This window comes from Microcoleus sp. B4-C2 (assembly GCF_036705265.1).
Classification (GTDB): Bacteria; Cyanobacteriota; Cyanobacteriia; order Cyanobacteriales; family Microcoleaceae; genus Microcoleus.
In genome coordinates this window covers 85,573-104,791 of sequence record NZ_JAUBUB010000005.1, presented here as the reverse complement: position 1 = coordinate 104,791, position 19,219 = coordinate 85,573, and the positions used below count along the sequence as shown (strand labels likewise).

17 protein-coding genes and 1 riboswitch are annotated in these 19,219 nt (G+C 47.1%); of the genes, 8 read left to right on the top strand and 9 right to left on the bottom strand.

What is annotated here, in order from left to right:
* Nucleotides 1–67: 67 nt before the first annotated feature.
* Together QUB20_RS03440 and QUB20_RS03435 are read right to left on the bottom strand one after the other, a co-directional pair.
* Nucleotides 68–2,257, bottom strand: coding sequence for a VWA domain-containing protein (locus QUB20_RS03440; protein WP_333245856.1), 2,190 nt, complete (start codon nucleotides 2,255–2,257; stop codon nucleotides 68–70).
* A 34-nt stretch (nucleotides 2,258–2,291) separates the two neighbouring features.
* Nucleotides 2,292–3,575, bottom strand: a complete 1,284-nt coding sequence (locus QUB20_RS03435) for a HAMP domain-containing sensor histidine kinase (RefSeq protein ID WP_333245859.1) — start codon at nucleotides 3,573–3,575, stop codon at nucleotides 2,292–2,294.
* 206 nt (nucleotides 3,576–3,781) lie between these two features.
* On the opposite strand from QUB20_RS03435, the gene QUB20_RS03430 reads away from it, so the two are divergent.
* The 6 genes from QUB20_RS03430 (at nucleotide 3,782) to QUB20_RS03405 (ending at nucleotide 9,885) form a co-directional block, all read left to right on the top strand.
* Nucleotides 3,782–5,119, top strand: coding sequence for an ArsB/NhaD family transporter (locus QUB20_RS03430; protein WP_333245862.1), 1,338 nt, complete (start codon nucleotides 3,782–3,784; stop codon nucleotides 5,117–5,119).
* Nucleotides 5,120–5,256: 137 nt separating this feature from the next.
* Nucleotides 5,257–5,469, top strand: a riboswitch (cyclic di-AMP (ydaO/yuaA leader).
* 99 nt (nucleotides 5,470–5,568) lie between these two features.
* A complete protein-coding gene (gene ntrB, locus QUB20_RS03425) occupies nucleotides 5,569–6,417 on the top strand; it encodes a nitrate ABC transporter permease (protein WP_333245865.1) in 849 nt (282 codons plus the stop codon).
* Nucleotides 6,418–6,442: 25 nt separating this feature from the next.
* A complete protein-coding gene (locus tag QUB20_RS03420) occupies nucleotides 6,443–6,610 on the top strand; it encodes a hypothetical protein (RefSeq protein ID WP_333245868.1) in 168 nt (55 codons plus the stop codon).
* A 20-nt stretch (nucleotides 6,611–6,630) separates the two neighbouring features.
* Nucleotides 6,631–8,061, top strand: coding sequence for an ABC transporter substrate-binding protein (locus QUB20_RS03415; RefSeq protein ID WP_333245871.1), 1,431 nt, complete (start codon nucleotides 6,631–6,633; stop codon nucleotides 8,059–8,061).
* 152 nt (nucleotides 8,062–8,213) lie between these two features.
* The gene (locus tag QUB20_RS03410) at nucleotides 8,214–9,053 is read left to right on the top strand and encodes a nitrate ABC transporter ATP-binding protein (RefSeq protein WP_333245874.1); all 840 of its coding nucleotides are present in this window, start codon (nucleotides 8,214–8,216) and stop codon (nucleotides 9,051–9,053) included.
* 46 nt (nucleotides 9,054–9,099) lie between these two features.
* Nucleotides 9,100–9,885 carry a universal stress protein gene (locus QUB20_RS03405; protein WP_333245877.1) on the top strand — a complete coding sequence of 262 codons (786 nt, stop codon included), beginning with the start codon at nucleotides 9,100–9,102 and terminating at the stop codon, nucleotides 9,883–9,885.
* Between the two features lie 210 nt (nucleotides 9,886–10,095).
* Here QUB20_RS03405 and QUB20_RS03400 read toward each other — a convergent pair whose 3' ends face one another.
* Both QUB20_RS03400 and QUB20_RS03395 read right to left on the bottom strand, forming a co-directional pair.
* A complete protein-coding gene (locus QUB20_RS03400; protein WP_333245881.1) occupies nucleotides 10,096–10,314 on the bottom strand; it encodes a hypothetical protein in 219 nt (72 codons plus the stop codon).
* A 235-nt stretch (nucleotides 10,315–10,549) separates the two neighbouring features.
* The gene (locus tag QUB20_RS03395; RefSeq protein ID WP_333245884.1) at nucleotides 10,550–12,511 is read right to left on the bottom strand and encodes a S9 family peptidase; all 1,962 of its coding nucleotides are present in this window, start codon (nucleotides 12,509–12,511) and stop codon (nucleotides 10,550–10,552) included.
* 79 nt (nucleotides 12,512–12,590) lie between these two features.
* On the opposite strand from QUB20_RS03395, the gene QUB20_RS03390 reads away from it, so the two are divergent.
* Both QUB20_RS03390 and QUB20_RS03385 read left to right on the top strand, forming a co-directional pair.
* Nucleotides 12,591–13,514, top strand: a complete 924-nt coding sequence (locus tag QUB20_RS03390; RefSeq protein ID WP_333245887.1) for a nucleoside hydrolase — start codon at nucleotides 12,591–12,593, stop codon at nucleotides 13,512–13,514.
* A gap of 137 nt (nucleotides 13,515–13,651) precedes the next feature.
* Entirely contained in the window at nucleotides 13,652–14,998 is a 1,347-nt protein-coding gene (locus QUB20_RS03385) for a DUF3370 domain-containing protein (protein WP_333245890.1), read from the top strand.
* Between the two features lie 330 nt (nucleotides 14,999–15,328).
* Here QUB20_RS03385 and QUB20_RS03380 read toward each other — a convergent pair whose 3' ends face one another.
* The 5 genes from QUB20_RS03380 to QUB20_RS03360 form a co-directional block, all read right to left on the bottom strand.
* Complete coding sequence (locus QUB20_RS03380) at nucleotides 15,329–16,924, bottom strand: DUF4335 domain-containing protein (RefSeq protein WP_333244722.1); 1,596 nt, start codon at nucleotides 16,922–16,924, stop codon at nucleotides 15,329–15,331.
* Nucleotides 16,830–17,054 carry a hypothetical protein gene (locus tag QUB20_RS03375; protein WP_333291164.1) on the bottom strand — a complete coding sequence of 75 codons (225 nt, stop codon included), beginning with the start codon at nucleotides 17,052–17,054 and terminating at the stop codon, nucleotides 16,830–16,832. Before QUB20_RS03375 ends, QUB20_RS03380 begins: the two co-directional genes overlap by 95 nt.
* Nucleotides 17,055–17,101: 47 nt before the next feature.
* On the bottom strand, nucleotides 17,102–17,707 hold the full coding sequence (locus QUB20_RS03370) for a DUF3038 domain-containing protein (protein ID WP_333244719.1): 606 nt from the start codon (nucleotides 17,705–17,707) through the stop codon (nucleotides 17,102–17,104).
* 217 nt (nucleotides 17,708–17,924) lie between these two features.
* Nucleotides 17,925–19,016: an RNA-guided endonuclease TnpB family protein gene (locus tag QUB20_RS03365; protein WP_333244714.1), complete on the bottom strand. Its 1,092-nt coding sequence runs from the start codon at nucleotides 19,014–19,016 to the stop codon at nucleotides 17,925–17,927.
* Nucleotides 19,017–19,027: 11 nt separating this feature from the next.
* The gene (locus QUB20_RS03360) at nucleotides 19,028–19,216 is read right to left on the bottom strand and encodes a hypothetical protein (RefSeq protein ID WP_333244712.1); all 189 of its coding nucleotides are present in this window, start codon (nucleotides 19,214–19,216) and stop codon (nucleotides 19,028–19,030) included.
* Between the last annotated feature and the right edge of the window lie 3 nt (nucleotides 19,217–19,219).

The following is a 19,219-nucleotide window of genomic DNA, read 5'->3' as shown; positions in this document are numbered from 1 at the left end:
TCTAATTTTTGGATTTTTAACTGCAGATACACGCGGATAATCGCAGATCAATCAGGATATCAGGATTTTAGCCGATCGCGTCGCGCAGAGCATTTTTAGTCATAGCTGCGATCGACTGTTCGGTAGCTTTCGGCAAGTGATAGTATTTCCCTCCAGAAGTCTTGGCCAATTCCTTCGCAAAGCCAGTCGAAATAAACTTGCTCTCGGTATCAATCACCAGCAACTGCATTCCCAACCCACGAATTTTGGCAGCAATTTCTAACAATTCTTTCTTAATATCAGGCTTTTCTCCATCTACAATCGGTTCGCCCAAAGAACGAGCCAAAGGAATATTACCCCGTCCGTCAGTAATGGCGACAATCGCAACTTGACCGATATCTCCAGACTGACGCGCGTTGACTCCCACCCGCACGGCTTGAGTCAAACCGTGGGCCAGGGGGGAACCGCCGCCGCAGGGCAACCGTTCCAAACGCTTGCGGGCCAAGGCTATGGAGCGAGTCGGCGGTAGCAGCACTTCTGCTTGTTCTCCGCGAAAGGGAATCAGAGCAACTTGGTCGCGGCTTTGATAAGCTTCTGTCAGTAGCTGCATGACTGCACCTTTGGCCGACTGCATTCGGTTGAGGGCCATCGAACCGGAAGCATCGACGACAAAGACGACTAAAGCTCCAGCTTTTCTGGCCAAGCGCTTCGCCCGAATGTCTCCCTGTTCCACAAATACACTGCGCTGAACCCCCCCTTGACCCCCCAAGCTTCGGGGGGGTTGGCTCGCCTGTTGCCCCCCCAAGCTTCGGGGGGGTTGACTCGCCTCTTGCCCCCCCTTACTAAGGGGGGGTTGGGGGGGGTTAGAATTCCTGTCGCGACGGGCTTTTTGGTAAGGTGCGGCGGCTCTGAGGGTGGCGTCAACGGCGATGCGGCGGACGGGGCCTTTGGGCAATACTGGCTTGACGTAACGGCCTCTATCTTCGGAGAAAATGGTGCTGCGGCTGCCGGATTTGCCTTGTTTGTTGGCGGATTGTTGGGCGAATAAAAGCACGCTGGGGTCGAGAATTACTCCTTCAGGGTCGAAGAGGAATTCTTCGGGAATGGTATCTTTTTCTGGTTCTTCTTCAGGTTCCGGGTTGTCTTCATCCTCTTGGTCTTCTTCGTCTTCTTGCTCGTTTTCTGGTTCGTCTTGTTCTTGTTCTGACTGCTTTTGAGGAGGCGGTGGGGGGGGAGGAGGAGGAGAGTTTTCGTCTGGGGGAGTTTGAATGATGGTGGCGCGGGGTACGATGACTAATTCTACGGCGCGGCGCAGGTCTTCGGCGTTAACTTCTGTGCGTCCTTCGATGGCGGCGGCGGCTTTGGCGACGCGGACTGCGAATATTTCGGCGCGGTGTCCTTGAACGCCACCCCGGATGGCTTCTTCTACTAGGTAGGCAATTTGTTCGCGTTTAATGCTGACATCTTTGAGCCATTCTCTGGCTAGGATGATTTGGGTTTTGAGGTTGTCGGTATCTTCGCTGTATTGATTGAGAAAGTCTTGGGGGGAGCTGGAGTAGGATAAAGCTTGTTCTACTGCATAGACTCTTTCTTGTAGTTCGAGTGCTGCGTCGGCTGAAAGTACGATCGCGATGCGATCGAGCAAATGTTCTCTCAGTGGCCCTTCTTCGGGGTTGTAGGTGGCGATAAATAGAGGTTTGCAGGGGTGTTGAAAGCTAATGCCTTCGCGCTCTATTTGGTTGCGCCCTTCGGTTAATACTGTTAGCAATTGGTTGGAAATATTGTCATCGAGGAGGTTGATTTCGTCAACATAGAGGACACCTCGATTTGCTTGGGCTAAGAGTCCGGGTTGAAATACGGTTTGGCCGAATTTCACTGATTGTTCGACATCGACTGAACCTAAGAGTCTGTCTTCGGTGACACCCAAAGGAATTTGAATGAAGGGTGTGGGAATTATTTCTGTATTTGGGGAATTAGTATCGGTGGTGTGGGCATCTTGCCCGCCATTTTCTGGTAACAAGCCTGATGCCTGTTCTGCAACAATTTCATTAGGTTCGGCGTTGCAAAAAGAATCTTTAACAATTTCAATGGGTGGCAGTAAGGAGTGCAAGGCGCGGGCCATTACTGATTTTGCTGTACCGCGGCGGCCTGCGATCGCAACTCCTCCCAATCCGGGATCGACTGCTGCTAACAGCAGGGCTAATTTGATTGCTTCTTGCCCGACTACGGCGGTGAGGGGAAAGGCGGTGGTGGAAGGGCTAAGGTTGGCTGCAGGCATAGGATTTTCGGATGTAAAAATTTGAACTTAATGTTTAGCTTACTTCTTGGAGTATTTTAACTTCTTGCGGCAGAATCACGGTAAAAGTTGAGCCGACTCCTATTTCTGATACTAACTCGATTTTGCCTTGCAGCAGTGAGACGAGCCTCGATACTATCGCTAATCCCAGGCCAGTGCTGTCGGTAGGAAAGAGCTGTTTGCCTGCTTCTCCTGCTTGAAAGAAGGGGTCAAAGATGCGGTTTGTATCTTCGGGGGCGATGCCAATGCCGGTATCTGTAATTGCGATCGCCCAATTTCCTTCTCCAGCATGGCGGCAACTTAATTCGATGCTACCAGATTCTGTATAGCGAATGGCATTGCTCAGCAGGTTGATCAGAATTTGTTGCAGCCGCCCAGAGTCGGAGATTACTTGTGTTGGGCCGCCGTCGCTGGTAACAGCGAGCTTTAGTCCTTTAGCATCAGCAATGGGCTGCATCATTTCTACTACGGTGTTAATTACCGATCGTACATTAGTTGGCCGCAAGTTAAGTTTAATTTTTCCTGCCTCGGCGCGAGAAAGTTCTAGTGTGTCATTAATCATGCGAAGCAACTGTCTGCCATTACGCAATACTCGCTCGATGTGTTCGATACCTGGGAGGGTATCTTTAATTTCAGATTGCCATTTTTCTTGGCGCAAGAACAGTTCGGAATAACCAATAATGGAGTTAAGAGGAGTCTTGAGTTCGTGAGCTAAATGGTAAACGTTTTCTTTATTAACGCTGACGAGGCGAGCGAGTTCTTGATTGGTGAGTTTTAACTGAGTTTGAATTTGTTGAAGTTCCTGCAGCCTCTGAGCGACGTAGCTATTGAAACACTGAGCAATTGCTTCGTCTACTACGGCATCTATCAGCCTAAAAGCTCTGAATACGTCGGCGGTGGTTCCTGCTAGCAATTCTGATTCTAACTGCGAGAATATTACTTGACGCAATAAGTGGTATTCCCTGGCTACTTCTGCTGCGTCGTAGCCTTGTTCTGCTCTGAGAAATCCGTGATCTAAACTGGCTTCAATTATTAGTTTTATTTCGCTGTTTTGATATTGGGAAAGCACTGTGGCCATCGCCGCCAGCAGGTGAGGTATGTGATTTTCGATTGCTGAGTGCGGTAATGCCTCAGCGCTTTCAATTTTCCGATCCTGACGAACTGCTTCAATCCACTTCTTGACGATAGTATCGGTTTTGTCGGCGAGCACTTGGCTGTAGTCCATGATGTCTGCGTGGGGGTTGAGTTTGGCAGAGATTGCCCATGTTTCATTGTAGTGGAGCGATCGCCAGATTGCCATATCAAACTTCTGGCGATCGCGACCCTGCCAAAAGAAGTAGTTTTGATGTGATTTTTTCCCAGTGCCGGAACTCTCTCTAGGGGTCGATCCCAGCTTGTTGCTACAATAATCAGCCCTTCAACCTATTGACAGAAGAGCCATAAAGTAGTAGATTGCCTCACACTAATAGTTTTTAATTTTAAGTTTTAAATTTTTCAGGGGAATAAATGGAAAACGTACAAGCTGTGATTGCTGCAACAACATTTATATGTGTAGTATTCTTAATAATTACAGAATGGATACACCTCACAGTAGCGGCATTTCTGGGAGCGGTGATTCTGGTTTTTACCCATGTGATGACGTTAAACAACGCGATCGAATATATCAGTCGGAGTCACGCAACACTGGGCTTATTCTTCGGTGTGATGGTAATGGTGAGAGCCTTTGAGCCTACCAAAGTATTTGAATATTTGGCAACTCAAATAGTTATTTTGGCTAAAGGCAAAGGCAAAAATTTATTGCTGGGCATTGTCGCAATTACTACGCCAATTTGTGCAGTTTTGCCCAATGCTACGACAGTCATGCTGCTAGCACCATTAATTCCGCCAATAGCCCAAGAAGTCGGGGTAGATTTTGTGCCCTTACTGATTTTAATGGTATTTGTGGCTAACAGTTCGGGACTGCTGACAATCGTGGGCGATCCGGCGACATTCATTGTTGGCGATGCTATTAACATGAGCTTTGCAGATTACCTAGCTCAATTAAGTTTGGGCGGGGCGATCTCAGTAGCAGTCTTAGTGGCGATCCTACCTTGGCTGTTTCCCGAAATCTGGAACAAAAAATTAGAAGATTTGGATAACTTGCCGCACCCAAAAATTAATCACCAGCGAGTCTTAGCAGTGGGCGGTGTAATTATAGCTTTCGTGCTGACATTTTTTGTAATAGGAGAGTCTCTGCCCGTGCCTATTTCACCGGCGGCGGTTGCTTTGTTGGGGGCTGCATTGGCAATGCTCTTAGCTCACCATTCCCAAATTGATTCTGTTAATAATATTTTGCGGGATTTAGATTGGAGTACCCTGCTATTTTTTATGTCATTTTTTGTGCTAATTGGCGGTTTGGAAAAAACCGGGATTATCGGTCATCTGTCAGGTTTTTTAGCAGTTATTTTAGGAAAAAATATTTTTTTGGGTTCTTTAGGTTTGTTATTTGTTGTGGGTTTGATGTCGAGCGTGGTACCCAACATTCCGCTGGTGGTGGCGATGGTGCCGCTGCTAAAACAATACGTTGTCAATGTCGGGTTCGCACCGGCAGAAATCCTGGCTCCAGATTTTGCAGGGCAGTTTCCAATCGAAGTGCTGCCGCTATTTTATGCGATGATGTACGGGGCAAATTTAGGGGGAAATGGCAGTTTGATAGGAGCTTCTTCTAATATAGTGGCGGCGGGAATTTCCGAGCAGCACGGACGCCGGATTTCTTTTCAAACTTTTCTGCGTTACGGATTTCCTGTGATGGCGTTGCAATTGGTGGCTGCGGCTGTTTATGTAACTATTCGGTTTCTGATTTGAAGGAAGAAGGAAGAGGGAAGAAGGAAGAAGGAAGAAAAATTGATTGGTAATACCAAAGTATCTAAAATCGCAAATAGCTACTCCTCAAGACATATTGACAAAATGAAATGCTCGTGCTACCTTTATTGAAATTGGCTTAAAAAGTCAAGCCTAATCGAGCACCGCGCGATCGAACCAAGCGTGTGGCTGGAGCGGAGGAACCAATTTTCGGGGCGAATCTCTAGAGAATTAAAAAGCAAAGTTAAAAATTGCCAAATTTGAGTGTAATTTTTGATTTTGAAATCTCACGAGAAGGACATCTCTCAGTCCTAGCCCGTCAGCTAACTTCGCAGGCATTGAGAAGAGACTGAAAAGCCAACTTTCTGAACAAGATAGTTTGGCTTCGTCAGTGTCTCAGGTTGGTATTGTTCAAGATTCTTGTACCTGCCCTGACTCTGAAGGAGTTTGAAATGTTCATACAGCTTAATTTATCTGCGATCGCAGTTGCAGGAGTTGCAGCGTGGAAGCGGGTAAAACCCGTTGTCATCCGAGATGCTGTTTTGTTACCTGCTGCGGGTTTTTTGGGAATTCTTGGCTTGTGGTGGATTGTTGCCAGCTTCAACAGCGATTTGATTCCCACTCCCTATCAGGCGTTAATCGCTAATTTAGATTACATATTCCATCCATTTTACCAGCGCGGGCCTGGAGATATAGGCATTGGCTGGCTGCTGCTAGCGAGTTTGCGGCGGGTGTTGGTGGGATTTTTGCTAGGTGCTGCAGTTGCGATTCCCGTGGGATTTCTCATCGGGATGTCGAAACCAGCAATGATGGCGCTCAATCCGCTGATTCAAATCTTCAAACCGGTGTCGCCGCTAGCTTGGCTGCCCATAGCTTTATCGATTTTTAATTTAGCAGAGCCGTCGGCAATTTTTGTCATATTCATCACGTCTTTGTGGCCGACAATTATCAACACAGCTTTGGGAGTTTCTAACGTTTCCAAGGATTATCTGGATGTGGCGCAAGTCTTGGAAATGCCACGCTGGAGGCGAATTACCAAGATAATTTGGCCGGCGAGTTTGCCATACATTTTTACAGGTTTGCGGATTAGTTTGGGGATTGCTTGGCTGGTAATTGTAGCGGTGGAAATGCTGACAGGCGGCGTGGGAATTGGCTTTTTTGTCTGGGATGAGTGGAGCCGTTTGAACCTGAGTTCGGTATTTTTAGCGGTGTTTGTAATTGGCTTAACTGGACTTTTGCTCGACGCTGCTGTTGACAAAGTTCAGGAATTAGTAACGCATCGATCGGTGAATAGTCACTAGAAGGAAGCGAACAGTTAACTATCAAGTGTCAACTGTAAGGTGCGTCGCTCATCAATGGTCGATTTTTGTTTGTGATGGTTGGTGGCGACGCACCCTACAACTGTCAGGTGCGTCGCTCATCGATGGTCGATTTTTGTTTGTGATGGTTGGTGGCGACGCACCCTACAACTACAACTTCAAATCTAAAATCTAAAATCTAAAATCTAAAATTGTATGAGTGACAAGTTTTCCAATGAATGGAAGCGCCGCGAGTTTTTGCAAGGAATGGGCTCGGCGGTGGCGGGAATGGCTTTATCTGGTTGTGCAATTAGCGCGGATCGATCGGCAAAAGGACTGACAGAAGAAGCCTCAGCCGTAAAGCAGGTTGTCGATTCCCGAACCTTAGAAAAACCAAATTTAACCGTAGGATACGTGCCGGTTAACGATTGTGCACCATTTGCGATCGCCTGGAAAAAAGGCTTTTTCCGCAAATACGGTTTAAACGTCCAACTCAACCGCGAAGCAAGCTGGGCAACCTCCCGCGACGGCCTCATCTTCGGCCGCCTAGACGCCTCCCCAGTCGTATCCGGCGCCGTCACAAACGCCCGAATTGGCGCAGAAGGAGCGCGTCACGCACCCCTGTGCGCGGCAATGACAATCCACCGCCACGGCAACGCCATGACGATGAACAAAGCTATGTGGGATTTCGGTTTGCGCCCGTGGAACGAATACAACGGCAATTTGGAAGAATTTGGCAAACAATTTCGAGCTTTTTTTGACAGTCAGCCGTCGGAAAAAAGGGTTTGGGCAGTGGTTCTGAGTTCTTCGATTTACGAATACTTTGTCCGCTACATATCGGCGGCTGCGGGTGTCGATCCGTTGAAAGAATTTCGGGTAATTATTGTGCCGCCGCCGCAGATGGTAACTAATATCAGGATTGGCGCCATGCAGGCTTACATGGTGGCAGAACCTTGGAATACGCGGGCAATTCAAGGCAATTTGGGAGTGGGTTTTACCTTCGTGCAAGGCAAGGAAGTTTGGCTGGGACATCCCGATCGCCTTTTGGGAGTAATGGAATCATTCATTGAGGAAAATCCGAAGACTTATTACTCGCTGGTTAAGGCAATGGTGGAAGCTTGTCAGTATTGCAGCAACCCGGAAAATCGCAGTGAAATAGCGGCGCTGCTGACTGAGCGATCGTTTACGGGGGCGAAACCGAAAAAAGGGGCGATCGACAAATTTACGCGGCCGGCAATAGTTGGCGACTACAACTATGGAGGGTTTGACGAAAAAGACCGCACCATACAATCGTCCGATGCAACTATTTTCTATGACATTCCTAAGAATTTGCCTCAAATACCGGGAAATCATTCAACATTTATGTGGCAGTCTCAGAGTATTTGGTTGATGACTCAAGCCGCTCGCTGGGGACAGATTAAAGAAGTGCCGAAAAATGCTGAGGAATTAGCTAAAAAAGCTTGGAGAACCGACCTTTACCGACAGATTGTTGCCGAAATGGCGATCGATTGTCCGAAGGAGGATTACCAAGTGGAACCTGCAGAACTTTTTATTGATAAAAAGGCATTCGATCCAAGCGATCCGGTGGGTTATTTGAAGAGTTTTGAAATTCGAGCCAACCGCCCTCAGTCTTTTTTTCAGTCTTAATGTTTGAGATGTTGCCTTTTTCCTCATGTCCCGCCAGGGAATAAATTCCCTGGCTAATAGCTAAAGTCGGTTGAAACCGACTGCCCAATTTGAGGATTTAGGCAATAGCCAGAAAAGTCAATTAACACTTTACTACTTTTTAGGAGAATACCGTGAGTCAATACACATCTACTTCTACCAGTACCAAAAATACCGTCAAGAGCGATCGTCTATTTCTAGAAATTGACAACTTGTTCAAGTCGTATAAAAATGGTGACGGTAGCGAATTTAGCGTTTTGGACAATATCAATTTAAGTATTGGAGAAAACGAATTTATTTCGGTAATCGGTCACTCTGGGTGTGGCAAATCAACGCTGCTAAAAATAGTGGCTGGTTTGGAAAAACAGAGCCGGGGAATAGTGACACTGGAAGGCAAAGAAATTCGCAAACCGGGAGCCGATCGCATGATGGTATTTCAGCACTACGGATTGCTGCCTTGGCTGACGGTGCGGGAAAATATTCGGCTGGCAGTTGATGAAGTTTTGCAAAGTCTTAGCCGTTCCGAGAAGATTAGTCTTGTCAACGAACACCTAGCAATGGTAAACTTAACATCGGCAGCCGATAAATATCCAGACGAAATTTCAGGGGGCATGAAACAGCGGGTTGGGATTGCGCGAGCATTGGCGATTCGACCGAAAATGTTATTAATGGACGAACCGTTTGGAGCGCTGGATGCTCTGACTCGCGGCAAGTTGCAGAAACAGGTGCTGGATATCTGGGAAAATCACAGACAAGCTGCAATGATGATTACTCACGATGTGGATGAAGCTATCTATATGTCCGATCGCATTGTGCTGATGACAAACGGCCCGGCTGCGACGATAGGTGAAATTTTGTCAGTGCCGTTTGCGCGCCCGCGCGATCGCCAAGAGTTGCGGGAATCCCAGGAGTATTACGAACTCCGCAACTATGCTTTGAATTTTCTTGATCGCTACTTTACCCAAGACGAATAACGCCCGACGAACAGAGAAAACAATTCACTTAATAGAGGTCAAGCCTGTGAATCTCAAAACAATGTTAGCGCGTTTTGAAAGTGCATTGGGATACCAAAATTTAGCAGAAGAAATGGTATTGCTGCCGGAGCCAAAAGTACCCATTTCTAAGAAATCCAAATCTCCACAACAGCCAAAAACTATCAATTTTATTGTCGGTTACAACAGTTCTCCCCAAAGTCAAATAGCTCTGGATATTACCCTTTGGATGGCGCATCAAACTCGTTTAGTAACAACTAAAGAAGTCACGGTTCAAGTTGTCTACGTGATCGACGAATCGCCCAAAAGTTACGGCGAAGATAGTTGCAAACTTGCTGTAGCAAATGCCTTGGCGGCACAGCAGAAAGTGTCTGATTTAGAGGGAACATTCGCTCTTAATTGTGCAGCACCTGCACTCGCTTTACCAACCGAAATCCCATCGGTATCCCAGCAAAACACTTGGATCGATCCGCATTATTTCCAAGCAATTTATGGTCAAAATAATGAGTACGAGGTAGCAGATAAGTTGCTGTGGCAAGCGCGCTGTTTGGCTGAGGAATGGCGCGGTTTATTCAAAGCTCATTTACGTATCGGGCAGGTTGCTACAGAACTGAGAAATGTGGTTGAATTAGAATCAGCAAATTTACTGTTCTTGGGCTGTGGTTCTGGCAACCATCGGCTCGTTAGGGAACTAGGCAATAATTTTCCGTGCTGCGTGCTCGGTATTCCTTCGGCACTCAGCTATCAGATGGATGTTCAGCCTGAAGAAAGTTTGAGCAAGTTGCAGTTTGCTACAGCTATACCTGCACGTTAAACTTGTTCACTCGTTGGGCCAGAATCTAATTATGTAAGGTGCAGCGCACCCTACCGCTATAATTCGCGCGCCAAACTTTTTTTGCCTTAGTCCTAAGTTGATGAAAAATTAAAAATAGTTTCCTCCCTCGAAGTCCTAATTATGAGACAATTAGGACTTTTTTTGATTGTGGAGAATTTTAAAATAGTCGTAAAATAAAATTATCGGCACTTATCTGATCATAGACAGTTCGTTAACTAATTTTATCCTTCCCCGGCACACAGATCGCAGCAGGCGATCGATCGAGCGTTTGTCTTCCTCAGTCAAAGTTTCATCAAAAATAGCAGCCATCAAACCGTACCTATCCGCTAGAGTAATGTAGCCATTTTGATTCACTTCGGCAAACAGCTCGCCCAAAGCAGATGGAATCAGGTGGACAGGAGTTTGCATAGTAATTGACTCTCTACTCGACGATCGCGCGATCGGGCATTTCTGCATTAACAAAAGGCGATCGCACTATAAAAATTTATAGCTGTATTGCCTTTAAATGTGTGACAATAAACAGCAAAATTTGTGATAGTAAACAGCAAAATTTGTGAAGTAAATCACATTAAAAATTGGCGGATTATGCTAAGATTGCAGTTGCCGTTGAGCGAAGACATAGCAACTGCAAACTTAATTTTTTCTAAAGATTGTAAATCTGGACTTCCTCCACAGGTTCAGCTAACTCAAACTTAAACACCCGCGAATAGAAATAGAATTCGCCGTCAAGAGTTCTTTTGATATTTTCAGCGCGGCGAAAACCATGCTGTTCTCCTTCATAAGCAACATAAGCAACCGGCAAACCTTTAGCTTTCAATATGTCTACCATCATTTCCGCTTGATTGGGCGGAACCACTTTATCTTCTAATCCTTGAAAAAAGATAACGGGACAAGATAAACGTTCGGCGGAATGAATCGGCGAACGAGCTACATACAAATCTTTTCTTTCAGGATAAGGCCCGATTAATCCATCCAGATAGCGCGCTTCAAACTTGTGAGTATCCGTTGCCAAAGCTTCCAAATCGCTAACTCCATAATAGCTCGCACCGGCCTTAAACACATCGCGGAAAGTAAGAGCGCACAGAGTGGTGTACCCCCCTGCACTGCCTCCGGCGATCGCCATTCTTTCGCCATCAACTAAACCTTTTTGAGCTAAATATTTAGCACCGTTAGCGCAGTCGTCAACATCGACAATTCCCCAACTATCTTGCAGTCTTTTTCTGTATTCTCTGCCGTAACCAGTGCTGCCGCCGTAATTAACATCGAGCACGGCAAAACCGCGACTCGTCCAATATTGAATTTTCAAATTCATACTGCTAGAAGTAGCAGCAGTTGGGCCGCCGTGACTTTTAACAACAAGCGGCGGTTTTTCACCCGCAGGCGCTGCAAAATCTTGATTTTTCGGGGGATAGAAGAAACCGAAAGCAGTCAAATTGTTTTCCGTGGGAAATTCAATCGGTTCTGGTACTGAAAGATAACCAGAGTTGATGCTTAAATCGCTCGATTTCCGCAGAATTTCTAGTTGACTTGTTGCTAAATTTAGTTGTACAATAGCCGTAGATTCAGTCGGCGAACCTGCGAGAAAAACAACAGTTTCTCCCCGCGCTTTGACCGACGAAATATCAGTGTAAGGCGTATCAATTGTTGTCAAATGCTTAGTCGTTAAATCGAGACTAGCTAAATACCACTTGCCTTGCTGAGTGTAGGTGCAAATAATTTTGCTTTCCGAGACAACGGCATAAGTAGACATTCCAAAAACCCACTGAGGAAGTCCGAATTCAGCCGCCATTTCGCACAAGCTGGTTTCTATCTCTGCTTCCCCCCTTACCAAGGGGGGATTGAGGGGGGTTCTAGATTGCCAGCGGTAGAAATTCCACCAGTTCGACTTGTCAGAAACAAAATACAAAACTCCATCGGGCGACCATTCCGGTTGAAAAATCGACTCATCAACCCCGCCAGCAACTAAGTATTTTTCACCTAAAGAACCGTCAGCCTTAATTTCTGCTACCCACAATTCTGTGCCATCCCACGGCATATTTGGATGGTTCCAACAAATCCAGGAAAGTAGAGAATTATCTGGACTTAAACGAGGGGATGCATAAAAATCATTGCCCTGAGTTAAGATTTGAATATCTTCGCCGTTATCTAAATTAATGCTAACAATAGTATTGACAGGTTCGCCATCACCTGCCTTGTCTTCGCGCACGCAAATCAGGCGATTTCTCTGCTTGTCAATTATCACATCTGCATAGCAACAATTAGCAGCAGGTGTCAGAGGTTCGGGTTGAGAATCTAATGCTTGAGAATAAATACGTTGGTCTGCAAAATGAGAAAAATAGACAACACCGCCAGCAACTGCAAAAGCAGCGCCGCCGTATTCGTGAACGCGAGTGCGAACATTAAAAGGAGGCGGTGTCACGTTGTTGATTGTACCGTCAGGAGTGCGCCGCACGAGGACGCTTCTTCCCGCTTCCGAAGGTCTTCCCTCAACCCAGTAAATATCATCGCCGTCAATAGCAATTTGTCCGAGTCCGACAGTTCCAGAAACAATTAAATCGGAAGAAATAGGTGATTTCCAAGAGCCGTAAGGTGATACTGTATTCATATAGTTGAGGCAGTTGTGTTTCTCGAACAAAAAAATTAATATTTGTACTTTACACTAATTCAGTCACCGGGGAAGCAAAATGTCCAAAAAACTCGTACTAATGGATCACGACGGTGCAGTTGACGACTATCTCTCAGTCGTGTTGCTGATGACAATGGAGGAAGTCGAAACTCTGGGAGTAATTGTAACTCCTGCGGACTGCTACATTCAACCGGCGGTGAGTGCAACGCGCAAAATCCTCGATTTAATGGGGCGTTCAGAAGTTCCGGTGGCGGCGAGTACGGTGCGGGGACTCAACCCATTTCCGGTGTTATTTCGGCGAGATTCCTTTGCAGTCGATCGACTTCCCATTCTAAATGAAAAAGGAACCATTGACACGCCGTTAATATCAGAACCAGGACAAAACTTTATGGTGCGAGTTTTGCGGGATGCAGCCGTACCAGTCACATTAATGGTAACGGGGCCGTTAACAACAGTAGCGCAAGCTTTAGATATCGCGCCAGAAATTGAAAGCAAAATTCAAGAAATTGTTTGGATGGGAGGCGCCCTCAATGTTATCGGCAATGTTAGCAAAGATATGGAACCGGGACAAGATATGTCGGCGGAATGGAATGCTTACTGGGACCCGATAGCAATCGAGAGAATTTGGCAAACCCAAATTCCCGTTGTCATGTGTCCTTTAGATATCACCAATAATGTACCGCTGACTGTAGAATTTTCCAATCTCTTAGCAAAACAGCGCAAATATCCAATTTCCGACTTAGCAGGACAGTGCTATGCTCTCGCAATATCTCAAGATTACTATTTTTGGGACATTTTGGCAACTGCTTATTTAGCGCATCCCGAATTTTACCAAATGCGAGAATGGGAAACAGAAATTATTACCGAAGGCATCAGCCAAGGACGCACACAAGTTAAAATAGGAGGACGAAAAATTCAAGCAATGGATCAAGTAGACACAGCCAAATTTTACAATTACATATTACAACAGTGGGCGAGGTAAAAATCACAATATCTGCTAGAATCGAGCAAAATCTCCGTACAAACCCCCCCAGACACAAATATTTACCTCCTCTTCTCCTCCCTCTCTTCCTCTGCGCCCTCTGCGCCCTCTGCGGTAAAAAAAACTCATCTCAAAAAATGCTGCCAATTCTATCAATTCTCCCCTTAGCCCAAACCCCTCCCGCACCTCAAGAAATCCTCCAAATCCAAGAAGTGCGACCTCTCCCCGGACAGTTAGACAACATACCAGTATTTAACAGCAACAGCCCCGAATTAGTGCTGCAAGAAGGAATTTTGCTTTCGACATTTCCCCCGGATGGTAAAAGATTTCCGGCGGCACATTTAAACTTTCCCTTTCAAGGACGTTTCGACATATTTGCCCACCACATAGCCCGCGCACCTTCCCCGGAAGATTTGCGAACATTGTATCAAGGAGTAATTGTTTATAATCCGGGCAATAAACCTGTAAGATTAGATATATTGCAAGCTGCGAGTTATCTCAGTCAACCCGATGCACCTTTTATTGAATTGCCGCCGCAAGTCGATAATTCAAACAGTAATATTTACGCAGGGCCGGGAAGTCGCGCTGTGAATGATATTCTCAGAGGAAGGAGACAGTCTGACTTTGAGCCGCAGTTAATTATTCCACCGGGAAAAAGCCAACTGTTGATGAATCATCCGATACCGGTGCGGGAATTGGTACCGCCGCTAAACGGTCGATCGACCTTGATGCGGTTACGCAGCAATGGTATAGTCTATGTTGCCAGTCTGGCGATGTTTGCCCGAGTTGATGCACCGGGAAACGAGCGATCGCCCAACTTAGCAGAATGGCAAAACTTATTAGACAATGGTAATATAGCTGGGCCGCGCGATCGAACTCCCACACCGCCCGAAATCACCGAAGGTCAAATAATTTACGGTAGAGTTGCCGGTGTAGCATTAGGTTCAGAATGGCGAGCCCTTCTCTCAGACAACCCCGCCACATCAAACCTAGCAATTCCCCAACCCGGAACAGCATTTTCCTACCCATTAAGCAGCCTCCCGCGCGGAATGCTGGGAACAAATCAAGTGCAAAGTGCGAGAATGCTAGTCCGCTACCCAGATACAGCATACCGCGCCCACGGCAATTACGGAATTCAATACAGTCTCAGCTTGCCGCTATACAATTCTACCAGCCAAAATCAAACTGTAACTGTCGCAATTCAAACTCCAATTAAGACAGACAAATTAACTTCAGGAGGACTTAGTTTTTTAGAACCTCCCGCACCTCAAACTTTTTTTAGGGGAACTGTCAGAGTGCGCTATAATGATGACAATAAAGTGCCTCAAACTCGGTACGTGCATTTAGTGCAGCGGCGGGGACAGCAGGGGGAACCTTTGGTAAAACTAGAGATGAAATCGGGAGAAAAGCGACTTGTACAAGTAGATTTTATTTATCCGCCCGATGCGTCGCCGCCGCAAGTTTTGACAGTGAAAACCAATTAAATTTGATTTGATTTGAACTTGTTTAAGATTAGCAATTATATTATGTCCGGTCGATTACCAGAAATCAGGTAGGGGCGGGTTCACAAACAATATCTGCCAATAATTAACAATCTCAAAAACCCGCCCGACCGGGATATTAGGGTCAATCGAGCGGACATGATATTAACCGGATTTCCCATCTCGACAATGTGTTTGAGAGCGTTTAAGGATCGCGAATTAAATAACTTACAATTTTAATAGTTATTGTGGGATGGGCGTCCCGCCCGTCTTTTTTGGACGGGCGGGACGCCCATCCCACTTTCAAGAGTGGAAGTTATTTAATTCTCATTCCTAATCACTCTCTTCCAAAAAGGTTTGTACTCTACCGTTCGGTCGCAAAACAACTCGAATTTTAGGGTTTTTTCCATTAGAAACAGCAGAAACAAACGGCTCGCCGGCTAATGGCATATTAATTTGCTCGATATAATCTGCTGCTGCTTTTCCCATCGGCATAATACTTTCAACTGACCCATTTTCATCGATCAGCACGCTGTATTCCAAAGTTTGTTCCATTCCTTCAGGAGGCTTCCAGCGTTCCTCAAAGTAAGTTCTAGCTTCTGAAACTTGAGGAATAGTATCAAATAAAGTGTGGTTTTTTCTGCTGGCTGCGACCTGGTTGTTGTCCTCGGACTCGGCGGTTGGTTGAGCGTCCTCAAGGGGTGGGAGTTCGGTACTGGCTGGGGGGACAATCGGCTCGATGGGGCGGGGGAAGGGTTGCGGCGGGGGAACGGGAAATCGGGAAGCAGACAGGGATGGAGGCAGGGGGGGCGGTACGGCGGGAGCCAGTCTAGGCGGTAGTGGGGGCAGCACGTAGGGTACTGGTGCGGGTGCTTGGGGGGCGGAAATGGAGGGTTCTTCGGGGGCGGGAATAGTGATTGTTTGCCCTTGAGGGAAAGCTGGGGCGCTCTGTGGGGCGCTGGCTGCGCTGCCGTTGGCGGGAAATAGCAGGGGTGGCTGCTGGATGGGGCTGGGTCTGTTGGTGGGGGGAGTTGGCGCGAGGGCGATGGGGGGCAAGCTGGGGCTGGGAGAGGCGGCGGTGTTGATGGGCGGGGGCGGCAGGGGCGGTAAAGCGGGTGTGGCTGCGGGTGTTGGTGCTGGGGGTGTGGGTAGGGCGGGAACTGGACTGGGGGAAACGCCTGCAGCTAGCTGGGGGTTTCCTGGAGCGGTGTTCAATTGTGGATTGGCGGGGGCTGTGGCGGGGGCTGTGGCGGTTTGCGGGGAGGTGGCGGTTCGATCGAGCATTTTGATAGTTCCTGTCGTCAGACCGGCGCCCGCGACCAGCAATGCTGCCACCTTGAGCCAGGGTGAGGACAGTGGCCGTCGGGACTCGCGGTTGAGGTTGGGAAGCGCCATCACTTCGGCGGCGCAGTCATCTAGTGCTGTGGCCAAGTCAAACAGTTGCAGGGTGCTCAAGGGCACTACTGGCCCGGATTCTGCGGCGCTCAAAGAGCCTAAAAACAAGTTATGGGCAAGCAAGCCGCGGGGTTCTAAGCGGGGGGGAACCGGAAGGTAGGCTGTGTTTGGGGCGGAGGTTGCTAGTTCGGAAGTGTTGACGGCTCGATCGAATATAACGGCATTACCCGCGGCTTGTGGCGAGTCTGGGCCTGCTGCGGTACCATCGGTTTGAGAGTTGAGGTTGCTTTCCCAATCGCGGGATTCGCCGAGCAAGTTTTGGACGTAGTTGCTGACAGCTTCGTGGAGGGTTTCGAGTTGAATTCGATCGCCCCTGAGAGTAACGTGTTCGGTATCTGGCAACCTGGGGTCGTCGAGTCGCAGCTCGAAACTTAAAGATTTAAACACCGGTTGGCCCGCCCAGCGAGATAGAGGCGAACTTTTGGCTGTGATTTCCAGCGTGCAAGTGGGGGGCGTGTACCGTTTGAGAACCATAGCAGCAAGCAAGAAGGAAGAGGGAATAACTATGTTTTATCTGATATTTGGCAGTATTCTCAACAAGCTTTTTTAGCAACAGGCAAGATGCCTGTTCCACAATAAATAAATTTTTTGGTGGAACAGGCATCTTGCCTGTTCCGGATCTTTGTCATTCTCGTTCCCATTATGCTTAGCTTAATTTTTAGCGCGGTCTAGAAGAGCCAGCCAGAGGCGGCGGTGGCCGCCGGGACTGCTGTAAAACAGCAAATCGATCAGGAGTTTGAGGGCCAAATCAGTCAACTCTCGGGCTGATAAATTTTCTCCATCTTCCATGCGCGAGCCATAAGTGTTGCTGAACCTGTCAATATAATCTCCCAGCAAAGCGATGGTGTGAGGTTCGCGGTTTTGTTCTGCCATTTGTTCGAGCAAAGCAACAGCGCGGCGGATTAAAGCTTGGTGCTGTTTTGCCAAATGACAGCTTATCAAAACGAGCGATCGAGCTTCCTCCACATCTAGTTTTTTGCGCCCTCCGTGGCCTTTCCGCAGCGGGTTAGATTGGCGCAGCCGCCACAAAGCTACCCGATCGGCTACCATTGGCTCTAAATTCAGTTCGGCTGCTACCTTGAGCATCGCCTCTGATCCTATTTCTGCCAGTGCTTCTAGGGCTAACAGCACTAAATCCAGTTGGGCTTTAATGTTGTCCAACTGGGTAGGTTCTGGTGCTTTTTGGGTCAATTCTGCCCAGTTGGGAGATGGGCCCGTTTCGTTTGTGGGAGCGGAGGGCTTTACGGTCGAGCGCATGGCTTCAGCACGGGAAATTAAGACAGGTTGAGGCAGGATATCAAACAGTATGCAGTGATGAAAGCTTTGCGGCCTGTGGGCAACAGCATATCTGTTAATTGGTCTGCTTTGTAAAACTTATCTAAACTTGTCTAAACTCATTTTTAGACACAATTTCGTGTTCACTTCCTACGCTGTTGGATAGACGGCTAATCCCAAGGTAAGTAGGCTATCCCCCTCAAGCCGAGGGTTCCCAGTTCAAAATGTTCAGACTTGCATTCAAATCGCGTTCTAAAGATATACCACAAGCAGGACAGTCGAAAGTCCGAACGCTTAGTGGCATATCTTTTTTAGTGCCACAATTCGAGCAAGTCTTAGTGCTAGGGAACCATTGGTCTACCAGCACTAAATGTGCCCCATACATTTTGCACTTATAATCGAGTTGACGCTTAAATTCGTAAAAACCTAGATCCGATATTGCCCCAGCCAGCTTGTGATTCGCCATCATGCCCTGAACGTTCAAACTTTCAATCTTGATTAGCTTGAAAGTTTGGGCTAAATAAGTTGTTAGCTTGTGAAGGAAATCTAAACGAATACGAGCTATCCGCGCGTGAAGTCTGCTGATTTTATTGTAGGTTTTGCGCTGGTTTTGGGAGCCTCTTACCTGTTTTGATGCTTGGCGCTGTAAGGTAGCAAGTTTGGTTTTCGCTTGCTTTAACGGCTTTGGTGCATCAAAGACCTGTTGGTTTGACAGTGTTGCAAAAGATTTAATGCCTACATCAATCCCTACAGAACTTTCAGGCTGCTGAACAGGTAGACGTTCTGCATCAACGCAGAATGAGACAAACCAGCGATTTCCTTCTTTTGAAATCGTGAAAGTTTGAGAGACGAAGCTACATTCTAGAGGTTCAAAAAGTCGAAAAGTTCCCAGCGTAGGAATCTTGATCGTTCTGCCAGCGTTTAGCAAAACTTTGCCGTTAGACGAATCGACCGTAAAAGATTGACCGTCTCTGCGACTAGCGAATTTCGGATGACCTGCTTGAACAGAACGATAACGACTAAACGCATCTTTTAGATCGATTAACGCATTCTGGTAAACTCGACTAGACAACTGGTTCATCCAGCCGAATTCAGGCTTTTTCTTGACGTAGTTGGTGAGAACTTTCTTGACTTCGTTGATGACCTTCGAGTCTGTAAATTGTCCCTCGCCATACATTTGAGTTCGCAAGCTCAACCCAAAGTTGAAAACTACGCGCCGGAATCCTGCGTGTTTTGCCATCAACGTCGCTTCTTTGTTATTTAATTTGAGCGCTCGTTTAATAGCAAACACAAAACTTCCTCTCAATAATCAACTATGGAGAATTTTAGCAAACTATTTGGCACTTTAGTCAAGCTCGTTGCTTTGATTCCGGCCATCCTAACTGCTGGACGGATTTGCGGGTGAAAAGTTGCGGCTTCAAGTTCGATCGATCGCAATCCGCAAAACCCAGATATTTTTACTTTTAACCATGCTACGCCACCGGCTGCCACAAA

What these genes read in the sequence shown, in the direction of transcription:
- QUB20_RS03400 (WP_333245881.1), bottom strand. Translation starts at nt 10,314, where the DNA reads ATGCAAACTCCTGTCCACCTGATTCCATCTGCTTTGGGCGAGCTGTTT.
- QUB20_RS03440 (WP_333245856.1), bottom strand. Translation starts at nt 2,257, where the DNA reads ATGCCTGCAGCCAACCTTAGCCCTTCCACCACCGCCTTTCCCCTCACC.
- QUB20_RS03385 (WP_333245890.1), top strand. Translation starts at nt 13,652, where the DNA reads ATGCTGCCAATTCTATCAATTCTCCCCTTAGCCCAAACCCCTCCCGCA.
- QUB20_RS03375 (WP_333291164.1), bottom strand. Translation starts at nt 17,054, where the DNA reads ATGCCTGTTCCACCAAAAAATTTATTTATTGTGGAACAGGCATCTTGC.
- QUB20_RS03415 (WP_333245871.1), top strand. Translation starts at nt 6,631, where the DNA reads ATGAGTGACAAGTTTTCCAATGAATGGAAGCGCCGCGAGTTTTTGCAA.
- ntrB (WP_333245865.1), top strand. Translation starts at nt 5,569, where the DNA reads ATGTTCATACAGCTTAATTTATCTGCGATCGCAGTTGCAGGAGTTGCA.
- QUB20_RS03395 (WP_333245884.1), bottom strand. Translation starts at nt 12,511, where the DNA reads ATGAATACAGTATCACCTTACGGCTCTTGGAAATCACCTATTTCTTCC.
- QUB20_RS03380 (WP_333244722.1), bottom strand. Translation starts at nt 16,924, where the DNA reads ATGGTTCTCAAACGGTACACGCCCCCCACTTGCACGCTGGAAATCACA.
- QUB20_RS03370 (WP_333244719.1), bottom strand. Translation starts at nt 17,707, where the DNA reads ATGCGCTCGACCGTAAAGCCCTCCGCTCCCACAAACGAAACGGGCCCA.
- QUB20_RS03390 (WP_333245887.1), top strand. Translation starts at nt 12,591, where the DNA reads ATGTCCAAAAAACTCGTACTAATGGATCACGACGGTGCAGTTGACGAC.
- QUB20_RS03430 (WP_333245862.1), top strand. Translation starts at nt 3,782, where the DNA reads ATGGAAAACGTACAAGCTGTGATTGCTGCAACAACATTTATATGTGTA.
- QUB20_RS03435 (WP_333245859.1), bottom strand. Translation starts at nt 3,575, where the DNA reads ATGGCAATCTGGCGATCGCTCCACTACAATGAAACATGGGCAATCTCT.